This window comes from Cellulosimicrobium cellulans (genome assembly GCF_007679345.1).
In the GTDB taxonomy this organism is placed as follows: Bacteria; Actinomycetota; Actinomycetes; order Actinomycetales; family Cellulomonadaceae; genus Cellulomonas; species Cellulomonas cellulans_A.
Genome location: NZ_VEGH01000008.1, coordinates 77,872 through 93,098 on the forward strand (window position 1 = coordinate 77,872; position 15,227 = coordinate 93,098).

The window sequence follows — 15,227 nt, forward strand, 5'->3', positions numbered from 1 at the left end:
ATCCCACCCGAACGCAGGAGACCCCCATGCGCACCTCCACCCGCACGCGCACGCTGGCCCTGGCCGGCGTGACGGCGCTCGCGCTGACCGGCTGCGCCACCGCCGGCACCACGACCGCCGCGAGCACCTCGGACGTCATCCCGGAGCTCGACCCGGACCAGCAGGTCGAGATCGTGTTCGAGAGCTACAACCTGCTCCAGGCCGGCGCCTGGACGGACACGATCGAGGGCCTGGTCGCCGACTTCGAGGCCGAGCACCCGAACATCACCGTCAAGGCCCAGCCGACCCAGACCACGGGCGCCGCCGGCAGCAACACGGTCGGCTCCGTGCAGACCCAGATGCTCGCGGGCAACCCTCCGGACGTCGCGCAGCTGACCTTCGACACCCTCGACTTCGCGGTCACCGAGCTCGGCGCCCAGCCGGTCGAGCAGCTCGTCGGGTCGGACGCGGTCGACGAGGCGCTCGGCGGCGAGCACCCGATGCACGAGCGCGCGGCGACGCTCGGCGACTGGGACGGCGAGCTCTACGGCATGCCCTACGTGTTCTCGACCCCGGTGCTGTTCTACAACGCCTCGGCGCTGGAGGCCGCGGGCCTGCCGGCCGACGTCGACCTGTCGACGTGGGACGCCGTCGAGCAGGCCGCCGCCGCGGTGACCGCGCAGACCGGGAAGCCGTCGCTGTCGATCTCGTGCGCCGTCAAGGGCGGCTCCTGGTGCATGCAGGGCATGATCCGGTCGGCCGGCGGCCGGGTGCTCAGCGAGGACCGCAGCACGATCGAGTTCGGCGAGGACGGCGCGGTCGCGGCCGTCCAGGAGCTCCGCGACCTGTTCGACGCGGGCGTGCTGGCGAACGAGGACTCGACCGCGCAGTACGAGTCGTTCGCGCGCGGCGACACCGTGTTCCAGCTGAACACCTCGGCCCTGCAGTCCACGTTCATGGCGGCTGCGGCCGCCGGCGGCTGGACGCTGGCGAACACCGGGATGCCGGCGTTCGGCGACCAGCAGGTGGTGCCCACCAACTCCGGCTCGGCGCTGTTCATGTTCAGCCAGGACCCGGCCAAGCAGCGGGCGTCGTGGGAGTTCATGCAGTTCATGACGAGCGACCACGCGTACGAGAAGATCTCCACCGGCATCGGCTACCTCCCGCTGCGCACCTCGCTCACCGAGGAAGGCGGCGCGCTGTACGACTGGACGCAGTCCAACCCGCTGGTGCAGCCGAACCTCGACCAGCTCGACGACCTGGAGCCGTGGGTCTCCTACCCGGGCGACTCGTACGTCCAGGTCGACGACCTGCTGGCGACCGCGATCGAGGACTCGGTGTTCTACGGCGAGGACCCGGCCGCGACGATGGCCGACGCCCAGGAGCGCGCGCAGGGGCTGATCGCCGAGTGAGCGCCACCGAGTCGCTGCCCGGCACCGAGCGCCTGATCGCGCTCGAGGGCACGCACAACCTGCGGGACACGGGCGGCTACCCGGTGCTCGACGCGGACGGTGCGGTCGTCGGCCGCACCCGGTGGGGCGCGCTGCTCCGCTCGGACGCGCTGCACCGGCTGACCGCGGGCGACCTCGCGGCGCTGGCCGGCCGCGGCGTCCGGCTCGTGGTCGACCTGCGGGACGAGCGCGAGCTGCTGGCCGCGCCGAGCCGGCTCGACGGCCTGGACGTCGAGGTCGCACACCTGCCGGTGTTCGCGGACGCCGCACCTGCGGCGCTGCTCACCGGCCGGATCGACCTGGCCACCCTGTACGACGCCATGGTGGACGGCCGCGGGGACGCCCTGACCCGCGCGGTGGCCGCCCTGGCCCGGGCCGGCGAGGGCGCGTCGATCGTGCACTGCACGGCCGGCAAGGACCGCACCGGCCTGGTCGTCGCGCTCGCCCTGCGGGCGGTCGGCGTCCCGGTCGAGGTGGTCGCCGCGGACTACGCCCGCAGCGCCGAGCACCTGGCCGGCGACTGGGCGCGGGAGGCGCTGGCGGCGGCGTCCTCCCTCGGCACGGCCGGCGAGCTGCCGCCCGGCGTCGTCGAGATCGTCACGGCCAGCCCCGCCCCGGTGCTGACCGCCCTGCTCACCCGGGTCGAGGCGGAGCACGGCTCCGCGGCGGCCTACCTCGCGGCCCACGGGCTGACGGACGACGACCTGGCGGCACTCCGCGCCCGGCTGGTCGAGCCCGTCGCAGCGCCCGCGGACGCGGCCCCCGGCACCATCCCGACCCCGACGGAGGACCCCCGATGAGCGCGCTGCACAGCCAGCACGGCCTGCCCGACCACACGATCCTGCACATCAGCGACACGCACTTCGTCGCCGACGGCGAGAGGCTGCACGAGGTCATCGACTCGGACGCGAACCTCGCGCTCATGCTCGAGGGCCTGGCGAGGTCGGGCGCCCGCCCCGAGGCGATCGTGTTCACCGGGGACCTGGCGGACACCGGCCGGCCCGACGCCTACGCCCGGCTCCGGGCCATGGTCGAGCCGGCCGCGGCCGCCGTCGGCGCCGAGGTCATCTGGGTCATGGGCAACCACGACGAGCGCGGCGCCTTCCGCGCCGGGCTGCTCGACCAGGACGGCACCGCGTCGGTGGACCGGGTGCACGACGTCAACGGACTGCGGATCGTCGTGCTCGACTCGACCGTCCCCGGCCAGCACTACGGCGCGATCGACGACGAGCAGCTCGACTGGCTGCGCGACGTGCTCGCCACCCCGGCGCCGCACGGCACGCTGCTCGCGCTGCACCACCCGCCCGTGCCGAGCCCGCTCGGGCTGATCGCGCTGGTGGAGCTGCGCGACCAGGAGCGGCTGGCCGAGGTCGTCCGCGGCACCGACGTCCGCGGCGTGCTCGGCGGCCACCTGCACTACTCGACCAGCTCGACGTTCGCCGGGGTGCCGGTGTCGGTCGCGTCGGCCACCTGCTACACGCAGGACCTGCAGGTGCGGTACCCCGCGGCCCGCGGCCAGGACGGCGCGCAGGCGTACAACCTGGTGCACGTCTACGGCGACCGCGTCGTGCACTCGGTGGTGCCGATCGGCCGGTTCCCGACGGTCTACGAGATGTCGGCCGAGCAGCTCGACGCGTTCCTCGCGATGTCCGAGGAGCAGCAGCTCGCCGCCGTCGCCGCGTCGGTGGAGGACTGACCGACCGTGTTCGTCACCCTCGACCCCCCGGCCGCGGCCGGGTCGGCTGCTCCGGCGGAGGAGGCGGCGGGTCCCGTCCTCGCTGCTTCCTCCGCCGGTCGGCGGGCCGCCCGGCGGCTGGTGCCGTACCTGTACCTGCTGCCGGCCGTCGTGCTGCTGGTGGTGTGGGTCTACAAGCCGCTCGTCGAGACCTTCCGGCTGTCCGTCTACGACTGGAACCTGGTCCCCACCTCGCCGATGACGTTCGTCGGCGCGCAGAACTACGCCGACGGCCTGGCGCTGCCCGAGCTGCACGACGCGCTGCGGAACACGCTGCTCTACACGGGTGCGTTCCTGGTGTTCTCGGTCGTGTTCCCGCTGGTGTTCGCCCTGGTGGCACGCCGGGTCACCGGCCGGGCCCGGACCGTCTACCAGGCGCTGATCTTCGTCCCGTACCTCATCACCCCGGTCGCGACGAGCGCCGTGTGGCGGTGGCTGTTCGCGGAGGAGGGCGGAGCGCTCACCGAGACGCTGCGCTCAGCCGGCATCGAGATCGGCAACGTGTTCCGCGACCCGTCGACGGTCATCTGGGCGGTCATCGTCATCGTCGGCTGGCAGATGCTCGGGTTCGGCGTGCTCGTCGTGTCGGCCGGCCTCGCCGGCATCAACCCCGACTACGCGTCGGCCGCGTCCATGGACGGCGCCGGCGCGGGCACGATCACCTGGCGGATCACGCTGCCGCTGCTGTCGCCCACGCTCGTGTTCCTGGGGCTCATGACGATCCTGCTGTCGGCGCAGTGGACGTACCCGGTCATCGACATCCTCACGCAGGGCGGGCCCGGCACGGCCTCCACGAACATCTACTACCTGCTCTACCAGTTCGGGTTCCGGAACTTCGACGCCGGCCTGTCGGCCGCCGCCGGGACGATCTTCTTCGTCGGGTTCGGCATCGTCGCGGCCGTGTTCGTCGAGCTGTCCGAGCGCCTGAGCTTCTACGACAACTGAGGGAGCGCCGACCGTCATGGCATTCGTCGTCCTGCCCGCGCCCGCGGGCCGCGTGGCCCCCGGGCCCGCCGCCGCCCCGCCCGCGGCAGTGCCCGCGCCCGCGCAGCGCGGATCCGACCGGCCCCGCGGGATCGCCCGCCTCGCGGGACTGTCGGGCGCGCACCTGCTGCTCGCCGTGCTCGCGCTGGTCAGCGTGTTCCCGGTCTACTGGATGTTCGCCACGGCGCTGCGCGCGCCCGACGACGCCCTGTCCCAGAACCCGGTGGTCTGGCCGATCAGCCTGGACAACCTCCGGTACGTCTGGGACGCCATCCCGCTGGGGTCGATGCTGCTCAACACGTTCGGCATGTCGCTGGTGCTGGCCGTCGCGCAGCTGCTCGTCGCGATCCTCGCGGCCTACGGGTTCGCCCGGTGGTCGTTCCCCGGCCGCAAGCTGCTGTTCCTGCTGTTCGTGGGGTCCTGGCTGGTGCCGTTCCAGGTCACGATGATCCCGAACTACCTGCTGGTGTCGCAGCTCGGGCTGCTCGACACCGTCGCGGGCGTGGTGGTGCCGAACCTGTGCTCGGCGTTCGCGGTCATGCTGATGCGGCAGCACATGCAGGCGTTCCCGTCCGACCTGCTGGACGCCGCGCAGATGGACGGCCGGTCGTCGTGGGGCACGCTCTGGCGGGTGGTGGTGCCGAACATGCGGCCGGCGCTCGCGGCGCTGTCGATCATGCTCTTCATCTCGGCGTGGAACGAGTACCTGTGGCCGTCCCTGGTGCTGCGGTCGACGGATCAGCTGGTCCAGGTCGGCATCCGGAGCTTCCTGGGCGCCGAGGGGAACAACTGGGGCGCCGTCATGGCTGCCTCGGGCCTGGCGTGCGTGCCGATCCTGCTGATCTACCTGTTCCTGCAGCGGTACGTCGTGGACGCGTTCGTGCGCTCGGGGCTGAAGTAGCCGCCCTGAGCGCCGGGCGTCAGCGCTGCGCGGGGAAGACCGCCCAGACGTGCTTGGTCGAGTCGGTGGTGTACCAGCCGACCTCCTGCGACAGCCGGTGCGCGATCAGCAGGCCGAAGCCGCCCGCGCCGGAGGGGCGCACGCCGGCGATCACCGGCGTGGTCTCCAGGTCGGTGTCGCAGACGTCCAGGAGGTAGTCGTCCGCGTCCACGAGCAGGGACAGCACCGTGGGCGGCAGCCCGTGCTGGAGCGCGTTGGTGGCGAGCTCGGAGGCGACGAGCACCATGTTCTCCGGCACGCGCCCGAGCGCGTCCTGCGGAGCGGCGTGCGGCGCGGTGATCTCCGCGAGCAGCTCGTTGCGCACGCGGGAGAGGTCGGTCACCGAGTCGAGGCTCCACGAGCGCACGGGCCGGAACCGCTCCGGCGGGCGGGACGAGACGATGCCCGCGTCCTCCTGGGGCCGGGCGGCTGCCTCGTCGGCGGGGTGCACCACGGTGTCCTCCATGGTCGGTGACGGGTCTGGGCCGCCCTCGACGGTAGGTGGCGCCCGGGCTCCACGCCACTCAAACGGGACGAATCAGCGCATTCGGGTGGTGAGGTCCAGCGTCAGGAAGGTGGACGCCGGGCTCGGCGCGTAGGCCGCGAACGGCGGGCACTCGACGAAGCCCGCCCGGGCGTACAGCGCCCGCGCCGCCGCGAAGTGCTCGTCGCTGCCGGTCTCGAGGCTGACCCGGGCGTACCCGCGGTCCACGGCGAGGGCGACGAGGTGCGCGAGCAGCGACCCAGCGATCCCGCGGCGCCGGGCCGCCTCGGCCGTGTGCATCGACTTGATCTCGCCGTGCCCCGGCTCGATCTCGGCGAGCGCCCCGACGCCGAGCAGGACGCCGCCGTCGCCGTCGCGGGCGCTGACGAACGTGATGTGCGGGGCGGTGAGCGCGGCCACGTCGAGGGCGTGCACGTCCTCCGGGTCGCTCTGCGCGTGCATGAGCTCCAGGTGCCGGGTCAGCAGCGCACGCACGTCGGGGGAGCGCGGGTCGTCGACGGCGATCACGGGCGGGGAGGCGGCGGTCGTGGTCATCGCCGGGGACGGTACTCCACGTCGCGGGCGCGCGCGGGAGCCGCTCGGCCGCGCCCGCGCACCGGGTCAGGACGTTGGTCCTAAGCGCGGCCCCGGTGGGACGCGCGATCCGGGTACGCGGACCCGCACCGGGCCGGGCCGGGTCACGGAACCGCAGGCCGCCGGGGATGGGCGCGCGCTCCGGGACAGCAGCCTGTGAGCACACCTCGCCGGTCCACGCCGGGGGCCGGCCGGCGGCTGCGCTCCCCGGGGTGGGCGGGCGCCGGACGACGAGTGGATCGGGAGACAGACACATGAGCGCACAGCACCGGCAGGGTTCGGCGCGTCGGCGGGCGTGGGTGGCGGGCGGCGCGGCCGTCCTGGTGGCGGCGATGGCCGGCACCGGCGCCCTCAGCACCTTGTACACCAGCATCACGGGGAACGAGTTCCGCGCGGCCGTCCCGTCCGACACGGACCGGCCGGACGGCGCGCGGCTCGTCGTCACGGGCGACCCGATCGACAAGACGTTCGACACGACCGTGCTCAACGACCGGGTGCAGGCCACCTGGACCCTGGCCAACGAGGGCCCGCGGGCGGCGACGTTCGACGCCGCGTTCGAGGTGCGCAACGACGTGTCGGCCGAGCTCGCCGCCGCCATCTCCGTGGACTACGGCGTCACGGACGCCGGCGGAGCCGTGACGGCGTGGCGGTCGGCAGGCACCCTCGCCGCCCCCGCGACGTTCGCCGACGTGCTCGGCATCGACGAGGTCGCCGGCGACGCGTCGGTGACGGTCCCGGTGCGTCTGACGCTCGTCGACCCCGCCGACCTGGTGGACGCGGGCGACGAGGGCGACGAGCTGCGGGTCACCGCGGACTTCGTCGTCAGCTACCTCGACCCGCTGCAGACGACGCCCTGAGCGTCCCGCCCGGGCGGTGCGCCGTGTGTGCGCCGCCCGGGCGGCCCCGTGCCCTGATCCACCCGCCGTGTCCCATCCGTGAGGGAGTCCGATGGTCCGCCTCGTCGCCCGTGCCGTCGCCGTGCTGCTCGCCGCGGTGCTGGTCGTCCCGCTCGCCTGGACGTGGGCGAGCGGCGACATGCTGCTGACGGTGACGAGCGGGTCGATGTCGCCGACCTACGAGGCGGGCGACGTCCTCGTGGTGCAACGGCCGACCGGTGACGAGCTCGCCCGGGTCGGCCGGCCCGTCGTGGTCGAGCTGGCCGGCGGCGGCACGAGCTACGTGCACCGCGTGGTCGAGGTCACCGACGGCGGTGCGTGGCTGCAGGGCGATGCGAACGCGGACCGGGACCCGCGCCCGGTGACGCAGGACGCGGTCGTCGGCGCGCCGCGGGCGGCACTCACCGGGTGGGCGGGTGCGGCGCTGTCCTGGTCGCTGACGCTGACCGGCCGGGTGGTCCTGGGCGTGGCCGTGCTGGGCCTGCTGCTGGTGCCCGCCCGACGTCCCCGGCGCGGCGCGCACGCCATGCGCCCCGCGCGGTCGGAGGTGGGCTGAGATGATGCGCGCGACCACCCTGCGCACCGCCGTCGTGCTCGTGCTGGTGCTGCTGCTGGGGGCGCCCGGCGCGGCGCTCGCGGCCCCGCCGGACCGCGCCGCGCCGGTGGTCCCGTCGGCGGCCGGCGACGCGTCCCGTCAGCCGGCGCCGACCTACACCGTGATCGAGGGCGGCACGCTCACCATCGACTTGCGGCAGTACATCTCCGACACCTGGGGAGGCCTCGCCGAGGAGACGGCGTGGCAGCGCTCGACGGACGGGGGGTCGACCTGGGCGTTCGTGGACGGGCAGACCACCGAGCGGATGCTCACGGTCCCCGGCGTCACCCTCGCGATGGACGGCTACCAGTACCGGCTCCGGGTCCGGGTGTTCTTCAACGTGATCGACCTGGACCCGTCGGTGCTTCGGGTCGCGCCGGCAGTGCCGACGGTGACCGGGCACCCGACCGACCGCACCGTGGACGTCGGGGTTCCGGTGACCTTCTCCGCCTCGTACGGCGGTACCGCATCGGCGGTGAGCACGCAGTGGCAGGTCTCGACGGACCAGGGGACGACCTGGGGCGACGTCCCCGGGGGCACCGCCACCACCCTGTCCCTGGGCGCAGCCGCCGCGAGCATGGACGGCGCACGGTACCGCGCGCGGTTCAGCAACGCGTCGGGATCGGTCCTCACCAACGCGGCGAGGCTCACCGTGCGGTCCGCGCTGACGGCGCCGGTGGTCACGACGCACCCGCGGGACGTGACGATCCCGATGGGGCAGTCGGCGTCGTTCACCGTCGCGGCGACGGGGTCGGACGTGTCGGTGCAGTGGCAGCGGTCGTCGTCCCCGACGGCGGCGTGGAGCGACGTGAGCGCGAGCGCGGGCGGCAGGGCCTGGACGTTGTCGGTGTCCGTCGGGCAGAGCACCGCAGTGCACGGGTACCGGTACCGTGCGGTGGTGTCGAACGCGGCCGGCAGCGTGACGTCGGAGCCGGCGACCTTGTCGATCATCGGCGCTGTGCGGATCACCGAGCACCCGGCTGATGTGACGGTGGCCCCGGGTGCGACGGCGACGTTGCGGGCGGCGGCGACGGTGTCCTCGGGGGTCGAGGGCGACCTGGCGGTGCGCTGGCAGCAGTCGGACGACCGGGGGGCGACCTGGTCCGATGCGCCCGGGGCGTCGGCGCGGCAGTGGGCCTACACGACCCCCGCGCTGTCGGCGGCGGAGAGCGGGCGGCGGTACCGCGCGCTGGTGTCGAACCAGACCAGCACGGCCGGGGTCGCGTCGGACCCCGCGACCGTGACGGTGCTGACGGCGCCGGTGATCACGGAGCACCCGCAGGACGTGACGATCCCCCTGCGGGAGACGGCGTCGTTCACCGTCGCGGCGACGGGGTCGGACCTGTCGGTGCAGTGGCAACAGGCGCCGGGGCCGACGGCGGCGTGGAGCGACGTGAGCGCGGGCGTCGGCGGGCGGAGCTGGACGCTGTCGATCTCCGCCGGGCAGAACGCCGCCACGCTGAACGGGTATCGGTACCGTGCGGTGGTGTCGAACGCGGCCGGCAGCGTGACCTCCGAGCCGGCGACCTTGTCGATCATCGGTACCGCCCGGTTCACCCAGCACCCGGCTGATCTGACGGTGGCCGAGGGGGCGACCGCGACGTTCCGGGCGGCGACGGCGATGGAGTCGGGGGTCGAGGGCAACCTGGCGGTGCGGTGGCAGCAGTCCGACGACCGGGGCGCGACCTGGTCGGACGCGCCGGGGACCGCGGCGCGGGAGGCGGGGGAGTGGACGTTCACGACCCCGGTGCTGTCGACGGCGGAGGACGGACGGCGGTACCGCGCGCTGGCGTGGAATCAGAGCAGCACGGCCTTCGTCGTCTCGGACCCCGCGATCGTGCGGGTGCTGACGCCGCCGGTGATCGCGACGCATCCGCAGGACGTGACGATGCCGATGGCGGGGTCGGCGTCGTTCACCGTCGTGGCGACGGGCTCGGACCTGTCGGTGCAGTGGCAGCGGGCGCCGGGGCCGACGGCGGGGTGGGTCGACGTGAGCGCGAGCACGGGTGGCGCGGACTGGACGCTGTCGGTGTCCGCTGCGCAGAGCACCGTGCTGAACGGGTACCGGTACCGTGCGGTGGTGTCGAACGCGGTCGGCAGCGTGACGTCGGAGCCGGCGACGTTGTCGGTCGTCGGCGCTGTGCGGATCACCGACCACCCGGCGGACGTGACGGTGGCCCAGGGTGCGACGGCGACGTTGCGGGCGGCGGCGACGGTGTCCTCGGGCGCCGAGGGCGACCTGGCCGTGCAGTGGCAGCAGTCGGACGACCGGGGGGCGACCTGGTCCGATGCGCCCGGGGCGTCGGCGCGGCAGTGGGCGTACACGACCCCCGCGCTGTCGGCGGCGGAGAGCGGGCGGCGGTACCGCGCGCTGGTGTCGAACCAGACCAGCACGGCCGGGGTCGCGTCGGACCCCGCGACCGTGACGGTGCAGACGGCGCCGCTGATCACCGAGCACCCGCAGGACGTGACGGTGGCGGTGGGCTCAGGTGCGGTCGCGTTCCGGTACGCGGCGGTGGGTGAGGGCCTGTCGGTGCGGTGGGAGACGAGCTCCGACGGGGGTGGGTCGTGGACGCTGGTGACCACCGGGTCCTCGACGAGCGGCGGCTACTCGGTGCAGGCGACGGCGGCGAACGACGGGCGGCTGTTCCGGGTGGTGGTGTCGAACGCGGCGGGCACGGTGACGTCCGAGGTGGGGCGGTTGACGGTGGTGGGTCGGGTGGTGATCACCGAGGACCCGGTGGACGTGTCGGTGGTGGAGGGTGCTGCGGCGCGGTTCCGGGTGGCGGCGTCGGTGTCGTCGGCGTCCGAGGGTGGTCTGGCGGTGCGGTGGCAGCAGTCGGACGACGGGGTGTCGTGGGTGGATGCGCCGGGTGAGTCGGCGGGGTCGTGGGAGTACGTGGTGCCGGTGGCGCGGTGGGCCGACGGGGGGCGGCGGTTCCGTGCGGTGGTGTCGAACGAGGCGAGCCCGGCCGGTGTGGTCTCGGGGACCGCGCGGCTGACGGTGAGCGCGGCGTTGCCGGTGGTGACGGTGCATCCCGCGGATCGCAGCGTGACCGAGGGGGAGTCGGTGTCGTTCACCGGCGCGTACGGGGGCACGGAGGCACCGACCTCGGTGCGCTGGCAGTACTCGCCGGACGGCGGGGTGACGTGGCTGCCGGTGTCCGACGGCGGGGAGGCGCCGCTGGTCGTCGATCCCACGTACCGCGAGATGGACGGGTGGTGGTACCGGGTGCAGTTCGCCAACGAGGCGGGGTCGGTCTGGTCGGACGCCGCGCGGTTGACGGTGGAGGAGCGGTCGGCGCCGGCGCCGGTGGTGACGGAGCACCCGCAGGACGTGACGGTGGCGGTGGGCTCAGGTTCGGTCGTGTTCCGGTACGCGGCGGTGGGTGAGGACCTGTCGGCGCAGTGGGAGGTGAGTGTCGACGGGGGTGCGTCGTGGCAGACGAGGGGTTCGGCGTCGTCTCTTGCGAGCGGGAGCTACTCGGTGGCGTCGTCGGCGGCGAACGACGGGTTGCGGGTGCGGGTGGTGGTGTCGAACGCGGCGGGCACGGTGACGTCCGAGGTGGGGCGGTTGACGGTGGTGGGTCGGGTGGTGATCACCGAGGACCCGGTGGACGTGTCGGTGGTGGAGGGTGCTGCGGCGCGGTTCCGGGTGGCGGCGTCGGTGTCGTCGGCGTCCGAGGGTGGTCTGGCGGTGCGGTGGCAGCAGTCGGACGACGGGGTGTCGTGGGTGGATGCGCCGGGTGAGTCGGCGGGGTCGTGGGAGTACGTGGTGCCGGTGGCGCGGTGGGCCGACGGGGGGCGGCGGTTCCGCGCGGTGGTGTCGAACGAGGCGAGCCCGGCCGGTGTGGTCTCGGGGACCGCGCGGCTGACCGTGGTGCGCCTGCCGTCGGTGCACGTCCGCGTCACCCCGCGCGTCGTGCTGGTCGACGCGCTGCCGGGTCGGGACGCCTGGTGAGCGACGGCACCGGCACGGCCCGCGGGCGTCCCCGGACGTCTCCGGGGTCGCGCCGTCGTCCGCCGCTCCCCACGGCGGCGGTGCGCGTGCTGGCCGCGCAGGTCGGCCGCGACGCCCCCGACCTGGCAGCGGTCGGGGACTCGCTCGACGAGCTGCTCGGCTGGTGGCGCCGGGAGCGGGAGCTCGCGCGCGGGCGGCGGGGTGGCGGGACCGGCCGAGAGGGCTCGCGCTGGCCGGCCGGGTCTCGCCCCGCGGCTTCGGACGTGCGGGCATGGGCCCGCCGGGCAGGGCTGCGCGTCGCCGGGCGCGGGAGGATCCCGGACGCGGTGGTGCAGCTGTACCTGGCGCAGCACGGCCTGGACGGGGGGCACCGGCTCCTCGAGGGGTGCGCGTCGCCGGGCACATTCGGCGAGGACGGGACGTGGTGAGGGTGATGAGGGCCGAGCGCTCCCGGGGACGACGGGCCGGCCTCGTGCTGGCGGCCGGGCTGGTGCTCGGCGGGACGGCACCCGCGCACGCCGCGCCGGGCGAAGGGCTGCAGGTGACCGGTGAGCCGCTGGTGCACACCTTCGACCTCGCAGCGCCCGGCGCCGTCTCCGGCGAGTGGGTCCTGGTCGCGACGTCGGCGGTCGCGTACGACGGCGTCCTCGAGGTCGAGGGTCCGGACGTCCCGGCGCTCGCCCGGTCGCTCGTCGTCGAGTACGGGCGGGTGCTGCCGGGCGGGGACGTGCGCTGGTACGACGCCGGGACGCTCTCCGACACCCGGAGCTACGCCGACGCCGTCGGCTCGGAGCCGTCCGCCGAAGGAGGCTCGCTCACCCGCATCCCGGTGCGGGTGTCCCTCCGCGACCCCGTCCCTGTCGTCGCGGCGCTCGGTGCCGGCGCGGACGCAGCGGTCCGGGCGACGTTCTCCGTGAGCTACGTGCGGACGGGGGCCGAGGCGACGCAGCCTCGCGCAGGCGGGGCCGGACGCGGACTCGCCCTCACGGGCCCGGGGGCCGCCCTCGTCGGTGCCGCGGCCGTCCTGCTGGTTGCCGGGGCGGCGCTCGCCCGCGACGCCCGTCGCGCGCGTCCGTGATCGACGTCGGGCGCCCGTGTCCGGCACGCGGCACCCTCCGCGCCCGTGACGAGGAGCTGCGCCGCGTCGTCGCCACGGCGCTGCGCGGGACCAGCGTCGAGGTCGTCGGACCGCGGAGATCGGGCCGGAGCATGCTGGTCGAGGAGGCCGCGAGCACGCTCGAGGGGCTGGGGCGCACGGTGCTGCGGGTGGGTGGCGACGCCGACCTCCCCGACCTCGAGGCGCTGCGGCTGGGCCTCCCGCCGCGGGTGCTCGCCGGGACCATGGGCGCCGCCGACACGCTGCCCCGGCTGCACCGGGTGCTCGCGGACCTGCTGGAGGGTGGCGAGTCCGTGGTCGTCGTCGACGACGCCGACCTGCTCGACCGGCGGTCGCGCGCTGTCCTGGGTCTGCTGCACGCGCGGTGCGGGGTGGTGCTCCTCGGTGCCGTCTGCGCGTCGCGGAAGCCCGGCCGTGGCGGTTCCTGGCTCGCGGACCGGTGCCAGCCGCTCGTGCGGGTGGCCCTCGGACCGGTCGCGGTCGAGGACCTGCACGAGGTGCTGGCGGACCGGTTCGGGCCAGACCTGTCGCCGGCGGTGACCGCGCGCGTCCACACGGACTCCGGCGGCCTGCCGGGGGCGGCGGTGGCCGTCCTCGAGTCGTCGATCGCCGGCGGTCGGCTGGAGCAGGTCGACGGCTTGTGGGTGGCGGCGGAGCCGGGTGCTCGCGCGGAGGGGACGGTGTTCGAGGTCGAGGTCGACGGCCTGCCCGCGGAGGCGCGCCAGTCGGCGGAGGCGCTGGCGGTGTCGGGACCGGTGCCGCGCGGGACCGCGGAGCGGTTGCTGACCACGGCCGCGCTCGACGAGCTGGAGGACCTGGGTCTGGTGCGGACGGTCCGCGCGCGCGGGACGGACGCCGTCCTCGTGCACCCGCCGGGCCTGGCCGACCACCTCGAGGCGAGCTGCCCCCCGAGCCGCCGCGACCGCCTCGCCGCACTCGTGGGTACCGGGACGACGCCGGACCGCACCTCGGGTCTGCTCGCGCACGTCCTGCTGCGCCGGCACCGGGAGACCCTCAGCACGGCGTTCCGTGCCTGGCAGGTGGACCGCTGCGTGGCGAGTGCCGCTGCCGTGCTGCGCCTCGCGCTCGCCGGCCCGTGCCCCCGCGGCGTGGTCTCCGCGGTGCTCGACGGCACGGACCTGGCCGCCGGCGGCGACACCTTCGCCGCGGTCGCCGTCGCGTGGTACGGCGCGCGGTGGGCGCTCGCCGCAGGACAGCCCCCGGACCAGGTGGTCCACCGCTTCGAGCAGGCGCTGCCCGGCCACGCCCCGATGCACGGCGCGGTGTCCAGCCTCGCGGTCCTGCTGCGCAGCGAGGTCGGCGGGGTCGATCCTGAGGCGGGGCGCCTGCTGCTGCGCCGCATCGCCGGGGACGACGACCTCTCCCGCACCGCGCGGGTGGCGTATGCGGCGTGGTCGGTGCTGCGCGGGCGGCACACGGACGCGCTCGACCTCCTGGCGCCCGGGTACGACCGCTGGCCGGAGCTCCTGCGCGGCAGCGCCGAGCTGGTCCGTGGGCTCGCCCTGTTCGGCGACGGGCAGTTCGAGGAGGGGCTCGCGCATGCGCGCGGCGTCCTGGACCGGGCCGCGGCGGACGACGACAGCTCCGCCTACGCCGCGGGCAGCGTGGTCGCCGCGCTGTGCTCAGGGGCCGCGCTCGACATGGAGGCCGTCCGGCAGCACATGTTCGACCTGCTCGGCTCCGGCGCCTCGAGCCACGGTCTGCTCCTGCCCGTCGACCGCACGGCCCGGGTGCTGCTGGCCTCGGCGGCGCTCTACACGGAGAAGCCGGTGGTCGGCGCGGCCGCGGTGGGCCTGATCCCGCGCACGCCGGGGGGCGGGGCGCTGCCGTTCTGCTCGGAGGCCTGGGCGTCCGCGCTGCGGCTCTACGCCGACGGGGCCCTCGACGCCGCCGCGCAGGTGCTCGACGTCATCGCCGAGGATCACCGGGCGCGCGGGCACGTGTTCGCCGCGAACACCACCGAGATGAACCGGATCGTGCTGCGCTACGACCCCGCGCGCGCCGCCGCGTTCGCGGAGACGGCGGAGCGGATCGGCGGGCCGCTGTTCCCGGCGTACCTCACCGCGAAGCAGGCCATGCACGACGAGGACCCCCGCCGGCTCGTGACCGTCGCGGACCGGCTGCGTCGCCTCACCGCGGTGGGCGGGGCCGCGCGGGCGTACGCCGACGCCGCGAGCCTGTTCCAGCTCGACGGGCTGCCCGAGGAGGCGGCGCTGGCCTGGGCGGAGGCGCGCGCGCTGGGCGGGCGCGTCGGCGCCGCGCCCGTGCTGGCCCCGCGGCTCTCCGCCCGGGAGGTGCAGATCGTCGAGCTCGTCGCCCGCGGGCTGTCGAACACGGCGATCGCCGAGGAGCTGTTCCTCAGCCGGCGCACCGTGGAGAGCCACCTGCGCAACATCAAGCGCAAGACCGGCGCAGTCGACCGCACGGCGATCGAGGGGCTCGCCGTCCCGTGACGCGGGGCGCGGGCGAC

Annotated in this window: 13 protein-coding genes; 11 read left to right on the forward strand and 2 right to left on the reverse strand. The window is 75.0% G+C overall.

Annotated elements, in window-relative coordinates; translation table 11 throughout:
• The first annotated feature begins 26 nt into the window (after positions 1 to 26).
• Genes FS882_RS12170 through FS882_RS12190 form a run of 5 tightly spaced genes read left to right on the forward strand, consistent with a single transcriptional unit; the run spans position 27 to position 5,050 of the window.
• Positions 27 to 1,391, forward strand: a complete 1,365-nt coding sequence (locus FS882_RS12170; protein ID WP_158373328.1) for an extracellular solute-binding protein — start codon at positions 27 to 29, stop codon at positions 1,389 to 1,391.
• Positions 1,388 to 2,230 carry a tyrosine-protein phosphatase gene (locus FS882_RS12175; protein WP_158373329.1) on the forward strand — a complete coding sequence of 281 codons (843 nt, stop codon included), beginning with the start codon at positions 1,388 to 1,390 and terminating at the stop codon, positions 2,228 to 2,230. Before FS882_RS12170 ends, FS882_RS12175 begins: the two co-directional genes overlap by 4 nt.
• Positions 2,227 to 3,126 (forward strand): phosphodiesterase, encoded by a 900-nt coding sequence (locus FS882_RS12180; protein ID WP_158373330.1) that lies wholly within the window; start codon positions 2,227 to 2,229, stop codon positions 3,124 to 3,126. The genes FS882_RS12175 and FS882_RS12180 overlap by 4 nt, the downstream gene beginning before the upstream one ends.
• Positions 3,127 to 3,132: 6 nt before the next feature.
• A complete protein-coding gene (locus tag FS882_RS12185; RefSeq protein ID WP_158373331.1) occupies positions 3,133 to 4,110 on the forward strand; it encodes a carbohydrate ABC transporter permease in 978 nt (325 codons plus the stop codon).
• 16 nt (positions 4,111 to 4,126) lie between these two features.
• Positions 4,127 to 5,050, forward strand: a complete 924-nt coding sequence (locus tag FS882_RS12190; RefSeq protein WP_158373332.1) for a carbohydrate ABC transporter permease — start codon at positions 4,127 to 4,129, stop codon at positions 5,048 to 5,050.
• A gap of 19 nt (positions 5,051 to 5,069) precedes the next feature.
• Here the strand turns inward: FS882_RS12190 and FS882_RS12195 are convergent, their stop codons facing one another.
• Both FS882_RS12195 and FS882_RS12200 read right to left on the reverse strand, forming a co-directional pair.
• Positions 5,070 to 5,543, reverse strand: coding sequence for an ATP-binding protein (locus tag FS882_RS12195; protein ID WP_187365275.1), 474 nt, complete (start codon positions 5,541 to 5,543; stop codon positions 5,070 to 5,072).
• A gap of 84 nt (positions 5,544 to 5,627) precedes the next feature.
• On the reverse strand, positions 5,628 to 6,128 hold the full coding sequence (locus tag FS882_RS12200; RefSeq protein ID WP_158373334.1) for a GNAT family N-acetyltransferase: 501 nt from the start codon (positions 6,126 to 6,128) through the stop codon (positions 5,628 to 5,630).
• 293 nt (positions 6,129 to 6,421) lie between these two features.
• On the opposite strand from FS882_RS12200, the gene FS882_RS12205 reads away from it, so the two are divergent.
• The 6 genes from FS882_RS12205 to FS882_RS12230 all read left to right on the forward strand — a co-directional run bounded on the left by FS882_RS12205 (position 6,422) and on the right by FS882_RS12230 (position 15,210).
• On the forward strand, positions 6,422 to 7,024 hold the full coding sequence (locus FS882_RS12205; protein WP_158373335.1) for a hypothetical protein: 603 nt from the start codon (positions 6,422 to 6,424) through the stop codon (positions 7,022 to 7,024).
• Positions 7,025 to 7,115: 91 nt separating this feature from the next.
• Entirely contained in the window at positions 7,116 to 7,619 is a 504-nt protein-coding gene (locus tag FS882_RS12210; protein WP_158373336.1) for a signal peptidase I, read from the forward strand.
• Position 7,620: 1 nt separating this feature from the next.
• The gene (locus tag FS882_RS12215) at positions 7,621 to 11,619 is read left to right on the forward strand and encodes a hypothetical protein (RefSeq protein ID WP_158373337.1); all 3,999 of its coding nucleotides are present in this window, start codon (positions 7,621 to 7,623) and stop codon (positions 11,617 to 11,619) included.
• Positions 11,616 to 12,047, forward strand: a complete 432-nt coding sequence (locus FS882_RS12220) for a histone-like nucleoid-structuring protein Lsr2 (protein WP_187365276.1) — start codon at positions 11,616 to 11,618, stop codon at positions 12,045 to 12,047. The genes FS882_RS12215 and FS882_RS12220 overlap by 4 nt, the downstream gene beginning before the upstream one ends.
• A 5-nt stretch (positions 12,048 to 12,052) precedes the next feature.
• A complete protein-coding gene (locus tag FS882_RS12225) occupies positions 12,053 to 12,697 on the forward strand; it encodes a hypothetical protein (RefSeq protein ID WP_187365277.1) in 645 nt (214 codons plus the stop codon).
• A 131-nt stretch (positions 12,698 to 12,828) separates the two neighbouring features.
• Positions 12,829 to 15,210 (forward strand): helix-turn-helix transcriptional regulator, encoded by a 2,382-nt coding sequence (locus FS882_RS12230; protein WP_187365278.1) that lies wholly within the window; start codon positions 12,829 to 12,831, stop codon positions 15,208 to 15,210.
• Positions 15,211 to 15,227: the final 17 nt, after the last annotated feature.